The organism is Pseudomonas sp. GM74 (genome assembly GCF_000282455.1).
Classification (GTDB): Bacteria; Pseudomonadota; Gammaproteobacteria; order Pseudomonadales; family Pseudomonadaceae; genus Aquipseudomonas.
The window spans coordinates 14,573-31,726 of the sequence record NZ_AKJG01000108.1 but is presented as its reverse complement, the minus strand read 5'-3'; the positions used below and the strand labels follow the sequence as shown (position 1 = coordinate 31,726).

At 60.8% G+C, this 17,154-nt stretch carries 18 protein-coding genes; 6 read left to right on the top strand and 12 right to left on the bottom strand.

Annotation, left to right across the window (positions count from 1 at the left end):
* Positions 1-3 precede the first annotated feature (3 nt).
* The 4 genes from rlmH to PMI34_RS07215 form a co-directional block, all read right to left on the bottom strand.
* On the bottom strand, positions 4-471 hold the full coding sequence (gene rlmH / locus PMI34_RS07200; protein WP_008052376.1) for a 23S rRNA (pseudouridine(1915)-N(3))-methyltransferase RlmH: 468 nt from the start codon (positions 469-471) through the stop codon (positions 4-6).
* A 9-nt stretch (positions 472-480) separates the two neighbouring features.
* Positions 481-975, bottom strand: coding sequence for a ribosome silencing factor (gene rsfS / locus PMI34_RS07205; protein ID WP_007975896.1), 495 nt, complete (start codon positions 973-975; stop codon positions 481-483).
* Positions 976-1,048: 73 nt separating this feature from the next.
* Positions 1,049-1,738: a nicotinate-nucleotide adenylyltransferase gene (gene nadD, locus PMI34_RS07210; protein ID WP_008052375.1), complete on the bottom strand. Its 690-nt coding sequence runs from the start codon at positions 1,736-1,738 to the stop codon at positions 1,049-1,051.
* 1 nt (position 1,739) lies between these two features.
* Entirely contained in the window at positions 1,740-3,011 is a 1,272-nt protein-coding gene (locus PMI34_RS07215) for a glutamate-5-semialdehyde dehydrogenase (protein WP_008052374.1), read from the bottom strand.
* Positions 3,012-3,200: 189 nt separating this feature from the next.
* Between PMI34_RS07215 and PMI34_RS07220 the strand changes: the two genes are divergently transcribed.
* Together PMI34_RS07220 and PMI34_RS07225 are read left to right on the top strand one after the other, a co-directional pair.
* Complete coding sequence (locus PMI34_RS07220) at positions 3,201-3,899, top strand: DNA-3-methyladenine glycosylase (RefSeq protein ID WP_032829803.1); 699 nt, start codon at positions 3,201-3,203, stop codon at positions 3,897-3,899.
* Between the two features lie 194 nt (positions 3,900-4,093).
* Complete coding sequence (locus PMI34_RS07225; protein WP_008052358.1) at positions 4,094-5,410, top strand: bifunctional DedA family/phosphatase PAP2 family protein; 1,317 nt, start codon at positions 4,094-4,096, stop codon at positions 5,408-5,410.
* Positions 5,411-5,549: 139 nt separating this feature from the next.
* Here the strand turns inward: PMI34_RS07225 and PMI34_RS07230 are convergent, their stop codons facing one another.
* The 4 genes from PMI34_RS07230 to PMI34_RS07245 all read right to left on the bottom strand — a co-directional run bounded on the left by PMI34_RS07230 (position 5,550) and on the right by PMI34_RS07245 (position 7,586).
* Positions 5,550-5,798, bottom strand: a complete 249-nt coding sequence (locus tag PMI34_RS07230; protein ID WP_008052357.1) for a hypothetical protein — start codon at positions 5,796-5,798, stop codon at positions 5,550-5,552.
* A 111-nt stretch (positions 5,799-5,909) separates the two neighbouring features.
* Positions 5,910-6,500 (bottom strand): LON peptidase substrate-binding domain-containing protein, encoded by a 591-nt coding sequence (locus PMI34_RS07235; protein WP_007998442.1) that lies wholly within the window; start codon positions 6,498-6,500, stop codon positions 5,910-5,912.
* Positions 6,501-6,510: 10 nt separating this feature from the next.
* On the bottom strand, positions 6,511-7,227 hold the full coding sequence (locus PMI34_RS07240; protein WP_008052356.1) for an LrgB family protein: 717 nt from the start codon (positions 7,225-7,227) through the stop codon (positions 6,511-6,513).
* The gene (locus tag PMI34_RS07245) at positions 7,224-7,586 is read right to left on the bottom strand and encodes a CidA/LrgA family protein (RefSeq protein WP_008052355.1); all 363 of its coding nucleotides are present in this window, start codon (positions 7,584-7,586) and stop codon (positions 7,224-7,226) included. Before PMI34_RS07245 ends, PMI34_RS07240 begins: the two co-directional genes overlap by 4 nt.
* Positions 7,587-7,779: 193 nt before the next feature.
* Here PMI34_RS07245 and PMI34_RS07250 point away from each other — a divergent pair, with 193 nt between their 5' ends.
* The 3 genes from PMI34_RS07250 (at position 7,780) to PMI34_RS07260 (ending at position 10,737) form a co-directional block, all read left to right on the top strand.
* Positions 7,780-8,235 (top strand): MaoC family dehydratase, encoded by a 456-nt coding sequence (locus PMI34_RS07250; RefSeq protein WP_007979717.1) that lies wholly within the window; start codon positions 7,780-7,782, stop codon positions 8,233-8,235.
* Between the two features lie 114 nt (positions 8,236-8,349).
* The gene (locus tag PMI34_RS07255) at positions 8,350-10,068 is read left to right on the top strand and encodes a C13 family peptidase (RefSeq protein ID WP_008052353.1); all 1,719 of its coding nucleotides are present in this window, start codon (positions 8,350-8,352) and stop codon (positions 10,066-10,068) included.
* A gap of 27 nt (positions 10,069-10,095) precedes the next feature.
* Positions 10,096-10,737 (top strand): oxidoreductase, encoded by a 642-nt coding sequence (locus tag PMI34_RS07260; RefSeq protein WP_008052352.1) that lies wholly within the window; start codon positions 10,096-10,098, stop codon positions 10,735-10,737.
* A gap of 48 nt (positions 10,738-10,785) precedes the next feature.
* Here the strand turns inward: PMI34_RS07260 and PMI34_RS07265 are convergent, their stop codons facing one another.
* From PMI34_RS07265 to PMI34_RS07280, 4 genes are all read right to left on the bottom strand, one after another.
* Positions 10,786-11,070, bottom strand: coding sequence for a YceK/YidQ family lipoprotein (locus tag PMI34_RS07265; RefSeq protein WP_008052350.1), 285 nt, complete (start codon positions 11,068-11,070; stop codon positions 10,786-10,788).
* The gene (ubiX, locus tag PMI34_RS07270; RefSeq protein WP_008052349.1) at positions 11,063-11,695 is read right to left on the bottom strand and encodes a flavin prenyltransferase UbiX; all 633 of its coding nucleotides are present in this window, start codon (positions 11,693-11,695) and stop codon (positions 11,063-11,065) included. Before ubiX ends, PMI34_RS07265 begins: the two co-directional genes overlap by 8 nt.
* Positions 11,692-13,041: a UDP-N-acetylmuramate:L-alanyl-gamma-D-glutamyl-meso-diaminopimelate ligase gene (mpl, locus tag PMI34_RS07275; protein ID WP_008052348.1), complete on the bottom strand. Its 1,350-nt coding sequence runs from the start codon at positions 13,039-13,041 to the stop codon at positions 11,692-11,694. The genes ubiX and mpl overlap by 4 nt, the downstream gene beginning before the upstream one ends.
* Before the next feature lie 133 nt (positions 13,042-13,174).
* A complete protein-coding gene (locus PMI34_RS07280) occupies positions 13,175-15,091 on the bottom strand; it encodes a sigma-54-dependent Fis family transcriptional regulator (protein ID WP_008052347.1) in 1,917 nt (638 codons plus the stop codon).
* A 432-nt stretch (positions 15,092-15,523) separates the two neighbouring features.
* On the opposite strand from PMI34_RS07280, the gene exaC reads away from it, so the two are divergent.
* A complete protein-coding gene (gene exaC, locus PMI34_RS07285) occupies positions 15,524-17,044 on the top strand; it encodes an acetaldehyde dehydrogenase ExaC (protein WP_008052346.1) in 1,521 nt (506 codons plus the stop codon).
* Positions 17,045-17,154: the final 110 nt, after the last annotated feature.

Genomic DNA, 17,154 nt, shown 5'->3' with positions numbered 1-17,154 from the left:
GAACTACTTGTGGTAAGGGTGACCGGACAGCACGGTCCAGGCACGGTACATCTGTTCGCCGATCAGGATCCGCACCAGCGGGTGCGGCAAGGTCAGCGGCGACAACGACCAGCGCTGGTCGGCCCGGGCACAGACTTCCGGCGCCAGCCCTTCGGGGCCGCCGACCATGAAGTTGACCGTACGCGAGTCCAGCCGCCAGCGATCGAGCTCGACCGCCAGTTGCTCGGTGCTCCAGGGCTTGCCATGGACTTCGAGAGTGACAATCCGCTCGTTCGGCCCGACCTTGGCCAGCATGGCTTCGCCTTCCTGACGGATGAAACGGGCCACGTCGGCGTTCTTGCCACGGGTATTGAGCGGTATTTCCACCAGTTCCAGCGCCAGCTCGGACGGAAGACGCTTGGCATATTCATGCCAGCCTTCTTCCACCCATTTGGGCATGCGTGAACCGACGGCGATCAGTCGCAGTCGCACAGCGTTCCCTTATTCCTGGTCTTTGTTGAGCTTGTTGAAGTGCTCGTGACCAACTTCAGGGCTGTGGTGCTTGCCATCGGCCGCACGGCTCTGCTCGGCACCTTTCCACAGACGCTCCAGGTCGTAGAACTGACGGGCGTTGGAGGTCATCATGTGGACGATCACGTCGTCCATGTCCAACAGCACCCAGTCGCTGTCGCCCTTGCCTTCTTCACCCAGCGGCTTGATGCCCAGGGCTTTGACGGCCTCGCGGACCTTGTCCAGCATCGCGCCGATCTGGCGGTTGGAGGTACCGGTGGCGATGATCATGTAGTCAGTGATGCTCTGCTTGTCGCGAACATCGATCACCAGCACGTCCTGGGCCTTGACGTCTTCCAGGGCGGCTACGGCGATCTTGACCAGCTCGTCGCCTTTAGGCGGCTCGGCGGCGAGGACCTTTTCCGGCAGCGGGGCACTCTTGAATGTGCCTTTGCGTTTTACTTTGCTTTCGTTGTTGCTCGTCATATAAAACTCGTTTTGCTCGTTTGTTCGGGCGCTTCAATACACGTTGTTGCCACGTGCCTTGAGGCACTCCTATTCAGTTCGACGCACGGTAGAGTCCGTGCGCATCGATGTAGGCCAGGACCGCGTCGGGCACCAGGAAACGTACCGACTTACCGCTGGCCAGCAGTTGACGGATCTGGGTGGCGGATACCGCGAGCGGTGTCTGCCAGACGAATGCAATCTGTCCGCTCGGCCCTTTGAGGGCCAGCGGGTCGCTCACCGAGCGCGCTGCCAGCAGGTTGCGCAAGGCATCCGGCGGTTCGCTGTCGGCATCCGGGCGTTGCAACACCAGGATATGGCAATGCTGGAGCAACTCTTCCCAGCGGTGCCAAGTGGGCAGGCCGCAAAAAGCGTCCCAGCCCAAAAGCAGAAAAACCTGGTCGGATACGGCCAGTTCGGCGCGCATCAGCTCCAGGGTATCAATGGTGTAGGACGGTTTGTCCCGCTGCAATTCGCGGGCGTCCACCACCAACGGCGCCACACCGGCCACCGCGCACTCGACCATCGCCAGACGGTCTTTTGCCGACACCTGCGGCTTGTCCCGATGGGGCGGCCTGGCACTGGGTGTCAGACGCAGCTCATCGAGCGCGAGTGTTTCGGCGACTTCCAGCGCACCGCGCAAATGGCCGATATGCACCGGGTCGAACGTTCCGCCCAGCACGCCAATCCGGCGAGGGGCTGGCTCGCTGGCGGTGACCGGGGCTGACGGGTCGAAGTCGCCCAAGTCAGGCCGGCTCCTGTCCGCGCAACTGCCCGTCGCCGACCACGATGTACTTCTCGCAGGTCAGTCCTTCGAGGCCCACCGGGCCGCGGGCGTGCAGCTTATCAGTAGAAATGCCGATCTCGGCACCCAATCCGTATTCGAAGCCATCGGCGAAGCATGTCGGGGTATTGATCATCACCGACGAGGAGTCGACTTCAGCCACGAAACACCGGGTGTCGCCCTGGTGTTCGCTGACAATCGAATCGGTGTGATGGGAACCGAAATGGTTGATGTGCTCGATGGCTTGTTCGAGCCCGTCGACCACGCGGATCGACAGAATCGCCGCCAGATACTCGGTGCTCCAGTCTTCCTCGGTGGCCGGTACGGCTTCGATGATCGCCCGGGTGCGTTCGCAACCGCGCAGTTCGACGCCTTTTTCGCGGAACTGCGCAGCCATGGCCGGCAGGAAATCCTTGGCAACGGTTTGATCCACCAGCAGCGTTTCCATGGCACCGCAGATGCCATAACGGTAAGTCTTGGCGTTGAACGCAATGCGCTGGGCCTTGGCCAGGTCGGCGTGCTCGCTCACGTAAACGTGGCAGATGCCGTCCAGGTGCTTGATCACCGGGACACGGGCGTCACGACTGACGCGCTCGATCAGGCCACGGCCGCCGCGCGGCACGATGACATCGACGTACTCAGGCATGGTGATCAGCGCGCCGACGGCAGCGCGATCGGTGGTTTCGACCACTTGCACCACCGCGGCCGGCAGATCGGCCTCGGCCAGGCCGCGCTGAATGCAGGCGGCGATGGCGCGATTGGAATGAATCGCCTCGGAGCCGCCACGCAGGATGGTCGCGTTACCGGATTTCAGGCACAGGCTCGCGGCATCGATGGTCACGTTCGGCCGCGACTCGTAGATGATTCCGATCACACCCAATGGCACGCGCATCTTGCCGACCTGAATACCGGACGGACGGAAGCTCATGTCGCGGATCGCGCCGACCGGGTCCGGCAGGGCTGCAACCTGACGCAGGCCGACGATCATGCCGTCGATACGCGCCGGGGTCAGCGCTAGGCGTTCGAGCAGGGCCGGCTCAAGACCATTGGCGCGACCGGCGGCCAAATCCTGTTCATTGGCCGCCGCCAGCTCGGCGCGGGCAGCGTCCAGCGCGTTGGCGGCGGCCTGCAGGGCGCGGTTCTTCTGCGCGGTACTGGCACGGCCGATCACGCGGGAAGCTTCGCGAGCAGCGCGACCCAGGCGGGTCATGTAGTCAAGAACGGACTCAGTCATGGTCTGGCGTGGTCTTTGATTAGGTCTTGGTAAAGAGTAAAGCGGCAGATTATAGCTGTCGCGTCCCGGGACTAACAGCGGTGACGGGCGGATGGTCGAAATGGAGGGGTATTTGCCGACGTTCAGCCGGGATTAAGCTGCAAATTGTTATCATCACGACTCATTCAGCCCTGACAAATGCCGGTCATCATGTCCAATCTGACTGTTCGAGCGTCCGCCGCGAACCTGCCCACGGGCCTCCCGGACGCGTTTTTCGACCGTGACGCGCAAATTCTGGCCCGGGATTTACTGGGCAAAGTCATTCGCCATCGGGTTGGCGACCTGTGGCTCAGCGCCCGGATCATCGAAACCGAAGCCTATTACTGCGCAGAAAAGGGTAGCCACGCGTCCCTCGGCTACACAGAAAAGCGTAAGGCTTTGTTTCTGGATGGCGGCCACATCTATATGTATTACGCCCGGGGCGGCGATTCACTCAATTTCAGCGCCCAAGGGCCCGGCAACGCCGTGCTGATCAAGTCCGCCTATCCGTGGGTCGATGAACTGAGCGGGCCGGCCAGCCTGGCACAGATGCTGTTGAACAATCCCGATGCCCAGGGCCACCCTCGCCCGTCACAAAAGCTCTGCGCCGGGCAAACCCTGCTCTGCAAGGCGCTGGGCCTGAAAGTGCCGGTGTGGGACGCCAAACGCTTCGACCATGAAGTGCTGCTGGTGGAGCACGTCGGCCAGACGCCCGCCCACATCATCCAGACCACGCGCCTGGGCATCCCCCACGGACGCGATGAACACTTGATGTACCGCTTCGTCGACGGAACCTACGCGGCTTACTGCACGCGGAACCCGCTGCGTCGCGGGCAAGTCGAAGGTCGCGATTATTTTGTGCTGTCCTGAAATTGACTCAGACTTGATGCAAACAGAAATCCCCTGCGGGAGCGGGCTTGCCCGCGAAGGCGCAGTGTCAGGCGACCTCAATATCGACTGAAAGGGCCTATTCGCGGGCAAGCCCGCTCCCACAGGGGTCAGTGGCGTATTCAACGTTGCACTTATCCCCTGGAAGCAATTGAACATTTGATGGAGTGGTTTTTATGGGCCCATGGCTCGATAGCGTGACCGGATGGCTGGCGGTCAACCCGCAATGGCTGGCAGCAGCGGTATTCATCGTGGCCTTTGTGGAATGCCTGGCGATTGCCGGGCTGATCGTTCCCGGCACGGTGTTGCTGTTCGCCGTGGCGGTACTGGCAGGCAGTGGCGCGCTGACGCTCAGTGAGACGCTCTTGCTGGGGTTCGTCGCCGGGGTACTGGGCGACGTCATTTCGTATTTCCTGGGGCGGCACTTCCATCAGAACATCCGGCGCCTGCCGGGCTTGCGCCATCATCCGGAATGGATCGCCGGGGCCGAGTCATACTTCCAGCGCTACGGCATCGCCAGCCTGCTGGTCGGGCGCTTTATCGGCCCCCTGCGGCCAATGCTGCCGATGGTGGCCGGAATGTGCGACATGCCTTTCCCACGCTTCTTCGCTGTCAGCCTGTTGGCCGGCGCGGGTTGGTCGGTGGCTTATCTGCTGCCTGGCTGGGCCACGGGCGCGGCAATCCGCTTGCCGTTGCCCGAAGGTTTCTGGCTCCAGGCCGGGGTTGTTGCCGGCAGCATTGCAGTGATGGTCGGCTTGAGCGCGACCAGCAGCCTGCGCCGGCATCGCCGCGCGACGTTGTTCATTACCGGAATGAGCTTGCTGATTCTGACGGGGCTGTTTATCGGTTACTCGCACCTGACCGCCCTCGATCAAGGGCTGATGACGTTGGTACAGGAACACCGCAGCCCGATGCTCGATGAAGTGGCCGTGGTATTCACGCTGATCGGTGAATTCCGCAACATGCTGCTGTTCAGTGCGCTGCTGACCGGTTTGCTGCTGCTGATGCGGCAATGGCGGCACGCGATTTTCGCGGGCAGCACGCTGCTCTTCACGGCACTGGCCAATACCGCGACCAAGTACTTTTTCGCCCGCGTGCGCCCCGAAGTGTTGACCGACCCGCTGACCAGCTACAGCATGCCCAGCGGTCATGCATCTGGCTCCTTCGCACTGTTCCTGACCCTCGCCGTCCTCGCCGGCCGCGAACAACCGCCGCGTATGCGCTTGACTTGGTTGCTGGTGGGCTGTTTGCCAGCGCTGGCCATCTCCCTCTCCCGCGTATACCTCGGTGCCCACTGGCCGACGGACGTATTGGCCGGGGCGATGCTGGCGGCTTGTGTATGTGCAGCAAGTTTGTGGCTGAGTCAGCGTCAGGCACCACTCAATGCCATGCCGCCGAAAGTCTGGTGGTTGCTGTTGCCGGCACTGGCGGCATTGTTCGGATTCTTCGTGTTGCGGCATTTGCCGCATACGATATTGAGATATGCCTATTAAATTAGTTACTTACACCGCACACCCACTTAACCCCAAAAAAATAATCCCAATCGCAATGATCGGGATTATTTTTACTAGTAATTATTTGGCTTTTAACCTTTGAAGCGACCCATCAACCTGAAACAATAAATGTTTAATTCTAAAGCGGAAGCTCATTCACAAAGTCTTCAGCGTGCTTCTCAAGGTATTTATCCAAGCGCCCATAATATTCTCGGAATACGGCATTAAGCTCTTTGTCTACCTTATCCCTGACGTCAACATACCTGGCAGCCGGATTGATCTTAATCAACTCATCACCTATTTGACGCCAGACAATGGTCTCAATGAAATAAGATTCTTTCTCCTGCGAGGAATGAACCAACCTCACTTCAACAACATTATTACTCATAATTCAAACCCTCCTTGTTACTATTAACCCCAAACCTGGGGCACACGGAGAACTTAAATAAATCAACTCACCACCACAAGAACTTTAAGCTTTGAAATTAGAACAAAATAATTAAGCAAACAACTCACCCTGCAACTCATCCAACAATGCCTGGATCGCATCCAGTCGCTGCTGCGGATCATCAAGTTGCAACAGGTCGATCTTGTCCAGTTCGGCAAATGGCAACAGGTACGCCAACTGATTGGCCAGCGACTGTTGCCCGGTCGCTTCGGTGCCCATGTTCAAGGCTTCGACCATCGGGTGTTCAGCCAAGGCCTTGAGCAACGCCACCAGATCGGCGTCCTCGTCTTGCAGCGGTTGCTCCGGCTCATCTTCCAGCCACTCGACCTCGGCCACGGTCAACTGATCGCGCTGCACTTCGGTACGCAAAACGTGAAAGCGCCGACCGCCCTGGACCCGAATCCCCAGCAGGCCGTTGTCCTGCTGTTTGAAATCGGTGATCAGTGCTTCACAGCCCACCAGCGCGTAGCCGGCCGGGGCGATTCCGACTTCTTCGCCGTCGAGGATGCACACCACGCCGAAACCGCCGCCCTGTTTCATGCAGCGGCCGATCATGTCCAGGTAACGCGCCTCGAAAATCTGCAAGTCGAGGATGCAACCGGGAAACAGCACTGTGTTGAGCGGAAAAAGCGGCAGACTCATAGACATTTCCTTACACCACCATCGACACCGCCAACGGCAGTAACACCGCCGTGGCCACGCCCATCAAACTCATCGCCAGCGCCGCGAAGGCGCCGCACTCTTCATTTTCCTGCATCGCCACCGCCGTGCCGACCGCGTGGGCGGTCATGCCCAGCGCCATGCCGCGCGCCTCGGAACTGTGGACACCGAGATGGGTCAACAGGCTCGGGCCGAAGATCGCGCCGATCACACCCGTAATCAAGACGAACACCGCTGCCAGCGCCGCGACGCCACCGATCTGTTCAGCCACCAGCATCGCAATCGGCGAGGTCACCGACTTCGGCGCCATGGTCATCAGGATCATGTGTTCGGCACCGAACCACCAGCCCAGCAACACACCCATACCCGTGGCCACCACCCCACCTATCACCAGCGTAGTAAATATCGGCCAGAACAACTGCCGAATCCGTCGCAGGTTGAGATAAAGCGGCACCGCCAGCGCAACAGTGGCCGGACCGAGCAGGATGCTCAGGATCTCGGTGCTCTTGCGGTACTCGGCGTAAGTCAGGCCGCAACCCACCAGCACACCGATCACCAGCAACATGGAGACCAGCACCGGCTGCAAAAAGATCCATCGGGTTTTCTCGAATGCCGCCAGGACGAGTTGATAGGCGCCCAGGGTAATGCCGATACCAAACAAGGGATGATGAATCACCGACGTCCAGGCGCCGTGCCAGTCGAAGATCATTGGCTGTCCTCGGAGCGAGCGTGCCCCTTGACCATGCGCTGCATCAGCACCCCGGCGAAGGCCATGGAAAGCAGCAGCGACAACACCAGCGCACCGACAATGGCCCAGAAGTCCGCCGCGATGTCAGCGGCGTAGACCATCACGCCCACGGCCGGCGGCACCAGCAACAGCGGCAGGTAGCGCAGCAGGCTGCTGGCCGCCAGGTTCAGTGGCTCGCCGACCTGTCCGCGGCAGATGAGGTACACCAGCAACAGCAGCAACCCCACAATCGGCCCCGGCAGCACCGGCAAGAACAAATGATTGATCGCAGTGCCGAGCAATTGGAACAGCACCAGCCACGTCAGGCCCCGTAACAGCATCAAAGATCTCCCACAAAATCCGTCACCCGCATTGGCAGGGCATTATAAGCATGCTCGCGCTATAGACCGGCATTCGCCAAAAGCATGGTCAGTTGACCGGAGCGTTTGGCCATGTTGATCTAAAGTAGTAAGCCGGGAGGTCAGATCCCCGCAAGCCAAAACTATAAAACCGATGAACCCAAGGAGAGTCTCAATGCCCTATGTTCCAGTTGCAGAGCTCAAAGATTATGTCGGCAAGGAACTTGGACGTTCCGAATGGCTCACCATCGATCAGGACCGCATCAACCTGTTCGCCGAAGCCACAGGGGATTTTCAGTTCATCCACGTCGACCCGGTCAAGGCCGCGCAAACGCCATTTGGCAGCACTATCGCCCACGGCTTTCTGTCGTTGTCGCTGATTCCGAAATTGATGGAAGACATCCTCGTCATGCCACAAGGCCTGAAGATGGTGGTCAACTACGGCCTCGACAGCGTGCGCTTCATCCAGCCGGTCAAGGTCAATTCGCGGGTACGGCTGAAGGTCGACCTGACCGAAGTCATCGAGAAGAAACCCGGCCAATGGCTGCTCAAGGCCACCACCACCCTGGAAATCGAAGGTTCGGACAAACCGGCGTACATCGCCGAACCCCTGTCCCTGTGCTTCGTATAAACCGTCCCGGATGCGAAGCAGCTCATGCTGTTTCGCGCCCTCACGCGGTACCTCGCCCTGTATAAGGTCACATAGCTGCGGCATACTCCTTCGCCTAATTGCCCGGAATCCGCTATGCGCCCACTTGCACTCCTTGTCATGACCCTGATGCTCACCGGTTGCGGCGACGGCGAATCGCCATTGCCTCCCGACGCACGCCTGCCGGACGGCGGACGCTATCGTGGTGACCTGGTCAATGGCTTGCTGCAAGGCAAGGGGCGTATCGACTACCCGAACGGCAGCTGGTATGCCGGCGAATTCGACAAGGGCCAGTGGCAGGGCCAGGGCGAATGGCATGGCAGCAATGGCGAAGTCTATCGCGGGCAGTTCAATCAGGGACTGTTCGACGGCCAGGGGGCATTGACCACCAACGCCAGCAGCTACAGCGGCGGCTTCAAGGCCGGTCGGCGCAACGGCGAAGGAACCCTCAAAGAAAACGGCATGAGCTATCGCGGAGAATTCAAGGCCGATCAATACGCCGGCCTGGGTCGCCTCGAACTCGAAGACGGCAGCTCCTATCAGGGCCAGTTCGCCCACGGCAAACCCAATGGCGAAGGCCAGCGCGGCGACGGCAACGGCAATCAGTTCACCGGACACTTCGTCGACGGCCAGCTGGAGGGCAATGGGACTTTCAACAGCGCCGATGGCGACATCTATGTCGGCAGCTTCAAGAACAATCAACTGCACGGCAAGGGCCGCTACGAAAACGCCGATGGCGATGTCTGGCTGGGACAGTTCAAGGAAGGCTCGCTGAACGGCAAGGGCGAGTTGATCGGCACTGACGGCAGCCACTACATCGGCCAGTTCAATGACTGGCGCTTTTCCGGCCAGGGTCGCCTGAACCTGTCCGACGGCAGCTTTTACACCGGCCAGTTCGACAACGACAGTTACCAGGGGCGCGGCACATTGGTGTTGACCGACGGCACCGTGCTCAGCGGCACCTGGATCAACGGCCAGCGTGTACGCGACGCCGAGGGCAAATTATTGCCCGACACCCTGGAGCTCGGCCTGCTGGCCCAGGGGCGCCTGCTCGACGCCGCGTTGGCCAACGTTCCACCCTCGACCCCGACGGTGGAGCTTTATTCGTTGACCCTGGGTGGCGATGGCAAGCAAAGCGTGTTTCTGCGCGAATCCGACTACGTCGCCAACATGCTCAGCACCCGTTTCGGCACCATTGGCCAGATCCGCCTGGTGAACCATCGTGACCACCTCGCCGACCGCCCGATGGCTACCCGGGAAAACCTGCGCCGCGCCGCCCTGACACTGGCCGAACGCAGCGGTCCGGAAGACCTGATTTTCATCTACCTGACCAGCCATGGCACCAGCGAACACGAACTGGTGCTGGACCAGCCGCGCATGGAACTGGCCGATCTGCCGGCCGACGAATTGGCCGCCGTTCTCGCCCCGCTGAAAAACCGCGACAAGATCATCGTGATTTCGTCCTGCTACTCCGGCGGCTTCATCCCCGCCCTCAAGGATGAACGGACCCTGATCATGACGGCCTCGCGGGCCGACCGAGTGTCCTTCGGTTGCTCGGAGGAAGCCAACTTCACTTACTTCGGCGATGCCCTGTTCGCCCGGGCCCTGAACCAGACCGATGACCTGGAACAAGCCTTCAAACTGACCAAGGCCAGCGTCGCCGAACGTGAGCTGGCGGACGGTTTCGAAGCGTCCGAACCACAGATCTGGGCACCGAAAACCGTCCTCTCGCATTGGCAGCTACTGCGTAAACAGCAGGCACGAAAAGCCCTGCAAAGTGCGTCCATCGAAAGCAAGGATGCAAACAGCAACTAAGCTGAATAGTATCAAGGGAGAAACACTATGTACTTGACGCCTCAGCACGTATTACTTGCCGGAGCCACCGGGCTGACCGGTGAACATCTGCTCGATCGCCTGCTTAACGAGCCAACGATTTCACGGGTATTGGCCCCCTCACGCCGTCCATTGGCCGGGCACCCGCACCTTGAAAACCCCGTCGGCGACCCGGCGGAGTTTCTGCCGCAACTGAACGGCCGTGTCGATATCGCCTACTGCTGCCTGGGCACCACCATCAAACAGGCGGGCTCGGAACAGGCGTTCCGCGCGGTGGACCTGGACATGGTCGTGGCCTTTGCCAAACGCGCACGGGAGATGGGCGCACGGCACCTGATCGTGATCAGTGCCCTGGGAGCCGATCGCAGATCCTCGATTTTCTACAACCGGGTCAAAGGCGAAATGGAGTACGCACTGCGCGCGCAGGATTGGCCGCAGCTGACCATTTGCCGCCCTTCGCTGTTACTGGGTGATCGCACCGAACCGCGACTGGGCGAGAAAGTCGCCGGCCCGTTGTCTCGGCTGATCCCTGGCAAATACCATGGTATCGAAGCCTGCCAACTGGCTCGCGCGATGTGGCGTCTGGCGCTGGAAGAGCAGGACGGGGTCAGGATTGTCGAGTCGGATGAGCTGAGGAAGTTGGGCAAGTAAACCGCGAACCTGTGGCGAGGGGGCTTGCACCCTCGCCACAACGCTCTCTTACAATCCACCCGTCGCCTGAAAACTCACCCCTATCACCGTCAGCAACGACAACGGCAACAGCAGCGTGTCGAGCAACGCACTGGCCGGCAGATCAACGCCCGGATAGCTCGGCGCTTCGGCACCGAAACGGTCCATCGCACAGCACCCACCGTTCAACGCGTACAAATCCAGGCGAGTCCCCGAGTAAACCACCGGCGCCCCCGGTTTGGCTGCATCAAGGGTGCGCGCCGTGGCGCACCCGGCCAATTGCAGCGCCAGCACCATCACCAGCAGCTTATTCATCGCCGGTCAAATGATGCTCGCCCCAGCGCGGCAACATGTCCTGAGGAATATTCAGCAGGTTGAGGATCCGCGCCACGACGAAATCGATCAGGTCGTCGATGGTTTGCGGCTGATGATAGAAACCCGGCGACGCCGGCAGGATCGTCACACCCATGTTCGACAACTTGAGCATGTGCTCCAGGTGAATGCTCGAATATGGCGCTTCACGGGGCACCAGAATCAACTGCCGACGCTCTTTGAGCGTCACGTCTGCAGCCCGTTCGATCAGGTTGTTGCAGGCACCGGTGGCGATGGCCGACAACGTGCCCGTGGAACACGGCACTACCACCATCGCCGCAGGGGAGCCGGAACCCGAAGCCACCGGCGACATCCAGTCTTCCTTGCCGTACACCCGAATCTGCCCGGCGGCAGCCCCCGTGTATTCGGTGAGGAACGCCTGCATCATCTGCGGCCTGGCTGGCAGCGTGACGTCGGTTTCGGTGGCCATCACCAACTGCGCGGCCTTGGAAATCAGGAAGTGCACTTCACGATCTTCCCGCACCAGGCAGTCGAGCAGGCGCAAACCGTACTGGGCGCCCGAAGCACCGGTCATTGCCAGGGTGATGCGGTCCGGGCCGGTGTTCATTTGAGCGCCTCAGCCAGTTTGCCGTGCAGGCCGCCGAAGCCGCCGTTGCTCATGATCACCACGTGAGTACCGGGTTGGGCCTGGCTCTTCACGCGCTCGATGATGCCTTCCAGGGAATCGCTGACAATCGACGGCACGGTGCACAGCGCCGCGGTGCCCGCCAGATCCCAGCCGAGGTTGGCCGGTGCGTACCAGATCACTTGATCGGCATCGACCACGCTTTCCGGCAATCCGTCACGGTGCGCGCCAAGCTTCATGGAGTTGGAACGCGGCTCGATGATCGCGATCAACGGTGCATCGCCGATGCGCTTGCGCAGGCCATCCAGCGTGGTGGCGATGGCAGTCGGGTGGTGAGCGAAGTCGTCATAAATGGTGATGCCACCCACTTCCGCGACTTTTTCCATCCGGCGCTTCACGCTTTTGAAGGCGCTCAACGCGGCGATGCCCATGGATGGCACCACACCGACGTGGCGTGCAGCAGCCAGGGTCGCCAGAGCGTTGGCGACGTTGTGCTGGCCAGTCATGTCCCACTCGACCACGCCCTGGGCGACACCTTCGAACATCACTTCGAACTTCGAGCCATCTTCACTGAGCAGCTTGACCTGCCACTGACCGCCGGCACCGGTGGTTTGCACCGGAGTCCAGCAGCCCATCTCGATAACGCGCTGCAATGCCGGCTCAGTAGTCGGATGGATCACCAGGCCTTCGCTCGGAATGGTCCGCACCAGATGATGGAACTGCCGCTCGATGGCCGACAGGTCCGGGAAGATGTCCGCGTGATCGAACTCAAGGTTGTTCAGGATTGCGGTGCGCGGGCGGTAATGTACGAACTTGGAGCGCTTGTCGAAGAACGCACTGTCGTACTCGTCGGCTTCGATGACGAAGAAGGGTGTATCACCCAGGCGCGCGGACACCGAGAAGTTTTGCGGCACGCCACCGATCAGGAAACCCGGAGCCATGCCCGCATGCTCCAGCACCCAGGCCAGCATGCTGCTGGTGGTGGTCTTGCCGTGCGTACCGGCAACCGCCAGCACCCAGCGACCTTGCAGCACGTGATCAGCCAGCCATTGCGGGCCGGAGACGTAAGGCAGGCCTTTGTTCAGCACGTACTCCACGGCCGGGTTGCCCCGGGACATGGCGTTGCCGATCACCACCAGATCGGGGGCCGGATCGAGTTGCGCCGGGTCGTAGCCTTGGGTCAATTCAATGCCCTGGGCTTGCAGCTGAGTGCTCATCGGCGGATAGACGTTGGCATCGGAGCCGGTCACGTGATGGCCCAGCTCTTTGGCCAGAACCGCCATCGAGCCCATGAAAGTCCCGCAGATACCCAGAATATGAATGTGCATTAGTCGACCTCTTAAAACATGGCCGCAGGTTAGCTTAGGGTAGGAAAAATCGCACCTGATGTTTCAGATCTGAAGACGCCTTCGTCGGATCGCCGCCCGGAGCGGGCTTGCTCGCGAATGGCCGCGACACGGTTTACCGGGCGATACCGTGCTTACGCAGCTTGCGATACAGGGTATTGCGACTGACCCCTAACTGCTCAGCCGTATGCGTCATGTGCCACCGCGTCTGCTCCAGCGCAGAGAGCAACGCCAGCCGCTCGGCATCCTCCAACGGATGCTCCGATGGCTCCTCGATAACCTGCGCCACCGCCGGCCTGGCCGAACGAATCATCGCCGGCAAATCCTCCAGCCCGATCCGCCCGCCTTCACACAACGCCGCCAACGTACGCAGTACATTTCGCAACTGCCGCACGTTGCCCGGCCAGGCGAACCCCAACAAGGCTTCCCGCGCCGGCCCGTCGATCAACACAGTTTCTCCGCCCGCCTCCTCGGCCAGCAAAAAGTCGAGCAACCGGGATTTGTCACTGCGCTCGCGCAACGGTGGCAACGCAACTTCCAGCCCGTTGAGGCGGTAATACAAATCCTCGCGGAAGCTGCCGTCCTGCACACGGTCCAGCAAGTTGCGGTGAGTGGCACTGATGATCCGCACGTTCACCGATTCCGGCTCGCCGCCGATCGGCACCACTTGCCGGTCTTCGAGCACCCTCAGCAAGCGCGTCTGCAAGGCCAGTGGCATGTCACCGATTTCATCGAGGAACAAGGTCCCGCCATCGGCCTGTTGCAACTTGCCGCGCATGCCTTCCTTGCGCGCACCGGTAAAGCTGCCGCCGCGATATCCGAACAGCTCGCTTTCGATCAGGCTTTCGGGAATGGCCGCGCAATTGAGGGCGACAAAGGCTTTGTCCGCTCGCTGGCTGGCATGGTGCACTGCTTTGGCGAAAGCCTCCTTGCCAGACCCGGTTTCGCCGTTGATCAGCAGCGGCACGTCGCGCTCGTAGACGCGCAAGGCCTTGCGGAAGTCCGCCTGCAACGTTGCGTCATCCAGGCAAATGCCCGACAGGCGCGGCGCTTGTGCAACCTCGACCACCGGCGCCAACGGAGTCGGCAGCGGCCGCCGTGCCTCACCGCGCAATACCGCAAACAGCTTGCGACCATCACGGGTGCGCAACGGCCAACTGGCGGCGGCATTGGTGCTCGCGCGACCGAGCAACTCATCGAGCGAGCAATCGAAAAACGCTTCCACCGGCTTACCCAGTAAGCCGCCGCGAATATGTCCCAGCAGGTTCAGCGCACTCTGGTTGACCGCGCAAATGCGCCCTTCCCCGTCGAACGCCAGCAAGCCTTCGCTGAACAGACCGACGGACTCGGCCTGCAGGTGAAAACGCAGCAACCATTGGTTGTCGAAGCAGCGCAGGAAGTAGCAGCTCTCGATCATTTTCGCCGACAGGTTGACCAGCGCCATGGTGTGGAACTGGCTTTGCCGCGACACATCGCGCCGCGCGGACGACACGTCAAGCACCGCCAGCAATTCGCCATGGGGATCGAAGACCGGGCTCGCCGAGCAGGTCAGGCCGGTGTGGCGGCCGCGAAAGTGTTCATCCTGATGGATAGTCAGCGACTGACGCTCCACCAGGCAGGTGCCGATACCGTTAGTGCCTTCGCAGGCCTCGCTCCAGTCGGCACCGAGCCAGAGGCCGGCGCGTTCGAAAATCTGCCGTTCGGCGGGCGCGGTGACGCAGTTGAGGATCACGCCGCGGGCGTCGGTCAGCAACACTGCATGACCGGCGCCGGAAAGTTGTTGATGCAGGCTGGTCATTTCATTGCCGGCGATGTGCAGAACCTGCTGCAAGCGCTCGCGGCTTTCCAGGACACGGCCATGTTCCAGCACCGTTGGCGCGATGCTCAGGGCCGGATCGAGGTGATAGTCCTCGAGGCAGCGCAGCCATGAGCGGGCGATGGACGGATCGCTGCCGGGACCGTGCAGGTGGGTCTTGCCCTGGGTCACCGTCATTACTTGCTGGGCATGGCGACTCAAATGGTTGTCGTGCATTTATTATTATTCTCCCAGAAAGATCTGGCTCGCCTCCGTGTAGCAGCTGCCGCAGGCTGCGTTCGGGCGCGGAGCGGTCGTAAAACCTGTGTCCCGGATTTCATTGCCTAGCCGAGGCGAGTGCTTCGCCCTCGAACGCAGCCTTCGGCAGCTGCTACATGTGCATTGCGTTATGTGATGCCGAGCATCCTCCAGCCTGACCCGCATTGCAATGCCGGCAAGACCGCTCGGTCACACACCGTGCCAAAAACGGTACAAAGTGTCACGAGGGCTGTACCGAAAGCGCCACAAGCCAACCCCGTTTGTCCGACAAAAACTACGCAAGACCTTGATTTACCTGACATGCAAGGCACTGGCCCGGCCCTTGCTCTACGCTTAAAGCAAGCGCACATGCGCGACTCCCTATAAGCACAAAAGCAAGGAGAGACCACCATGCGTTACGCTCACCCCGGTACTGAAGGCGCTATCGTTTCGTTCAAAGCCAAATACGGTAACTACATCGGCGGCGAGTTCGTCGCGCCTGTCAAAGGTCAGTACTTCACCAATACCTCGCCAGTGAATGGCCAACCGATTGCCGAATTCCCCCGTTCCACGGCCGAAGACATCGACAAGGCCCTGGACGCTGCCCACGCGGCGGCCGATGCCTGGGGCGCCACGTCCGCCCAGGCACGCTCGCTGGTGCTGCTGAAAATCGCCGACCGCATCGAACAGAACCTCGAACTGCTGGCAATCACCGAATCCTGGGACAACGGCAAGGCCGTGCGTGAAACCCTCAACGCCGACATCCCGCTGGCCGCCGACCACTTCCGCTACTTCGCCGGTTGCATCCGTGCCCAGGAAGGCAGCGCCGCCGAGATCGACGGCAACACCGTGGCCTATCACATCCATGAACCGCTAGGCGTGGTCGGGCAGATCATCCCGTGGAACTTCCCGATCCTGATGGCCGCCTGGAAACTCGCCCCGGCACTCGCCGCCGGTAACTGCGTGGTACTCAAGCCTGCCGAGCAAACCCCGCTGGGCATCACCGTGCTGGTCGAACTGATCGGCGACCTGCTGCCACCGGGCGTGTTGAACATCGTTCAGGGCTTCGGTCGCGAAGCCGGCGAGGCCTTGGCCACCAGCAAGCGCATCGCCAAGATTGCCTTCACCGGCTCGACCCCGGTCGGCTCGCACATCATGAAATGCGCGGCGGAAAACATCATTCCGTCCACCGTGGAGCTGGGTGGCAAATCGCCGAACATCTTCTTCGAAGACATCATGAAGGCCGAACCGTCCTTCATCGAAAAAGCCGCCGAAGGCCTGGTGCTGGCGTTCTTCAACCAGGGCGAAGTCTGTACCTGCCCTTCCCGGGCGCTGGTGCAGGAGTCGATCTACGACGAATTCATGCAAGTGGTGATGAAGAAGGTCCTGCAAATCAAACGTGGCGACCCGCTGGACACCGACACCATGGTCGGCGCCCAGGCGTCCGAGCAGCAATTCGACAAAATCCTTTCGTACCTGGAAATCGCCAAGGGCGAAGGCGCCGAGTTGCTGACCGGCGGCAAGGTGGAAAAACTCGAGGGCAACCTGGCAAGCGGGTATTACATCCAGCCGACGCTGCTCAAGGGCACCAACAAGATGCGTGTGTTCCAGGAAGAAATCTTTGGTCCGGTGGTGAGCATCACCACCTTCAAGGACGAAGCCGAAGCCCTGGCCATCGCCAACGACACCGAGTTCGGCCTGGGCGCCGGACTCTGGACCCGCGACATCAACCGCGCCTACCGCATGGGTCGCGCCATCAAGGCCGGTCGTGTATGGACCAACTGCTACCACCTGTACCCGGCGCACGCCGCGTTCGGTGGCTACAAGAAGTCCGGCGTCGGTCGTGAAACCCACAAGATGATGCTCGACCACTATCAGCAGACCAAAAACCTGCTGGTGAGCTACGACATCAATCCGCTGGGCTTCTTCTAAAAACCGGGGGCGACACAGGTATTTCTGTGTCGCCCTTTCTACCGCCATGACCCAACACCCAAGGCCTGGCCGCTCTGGCACGGGCCTTGCGTACCCGTTATTTAGCGTTC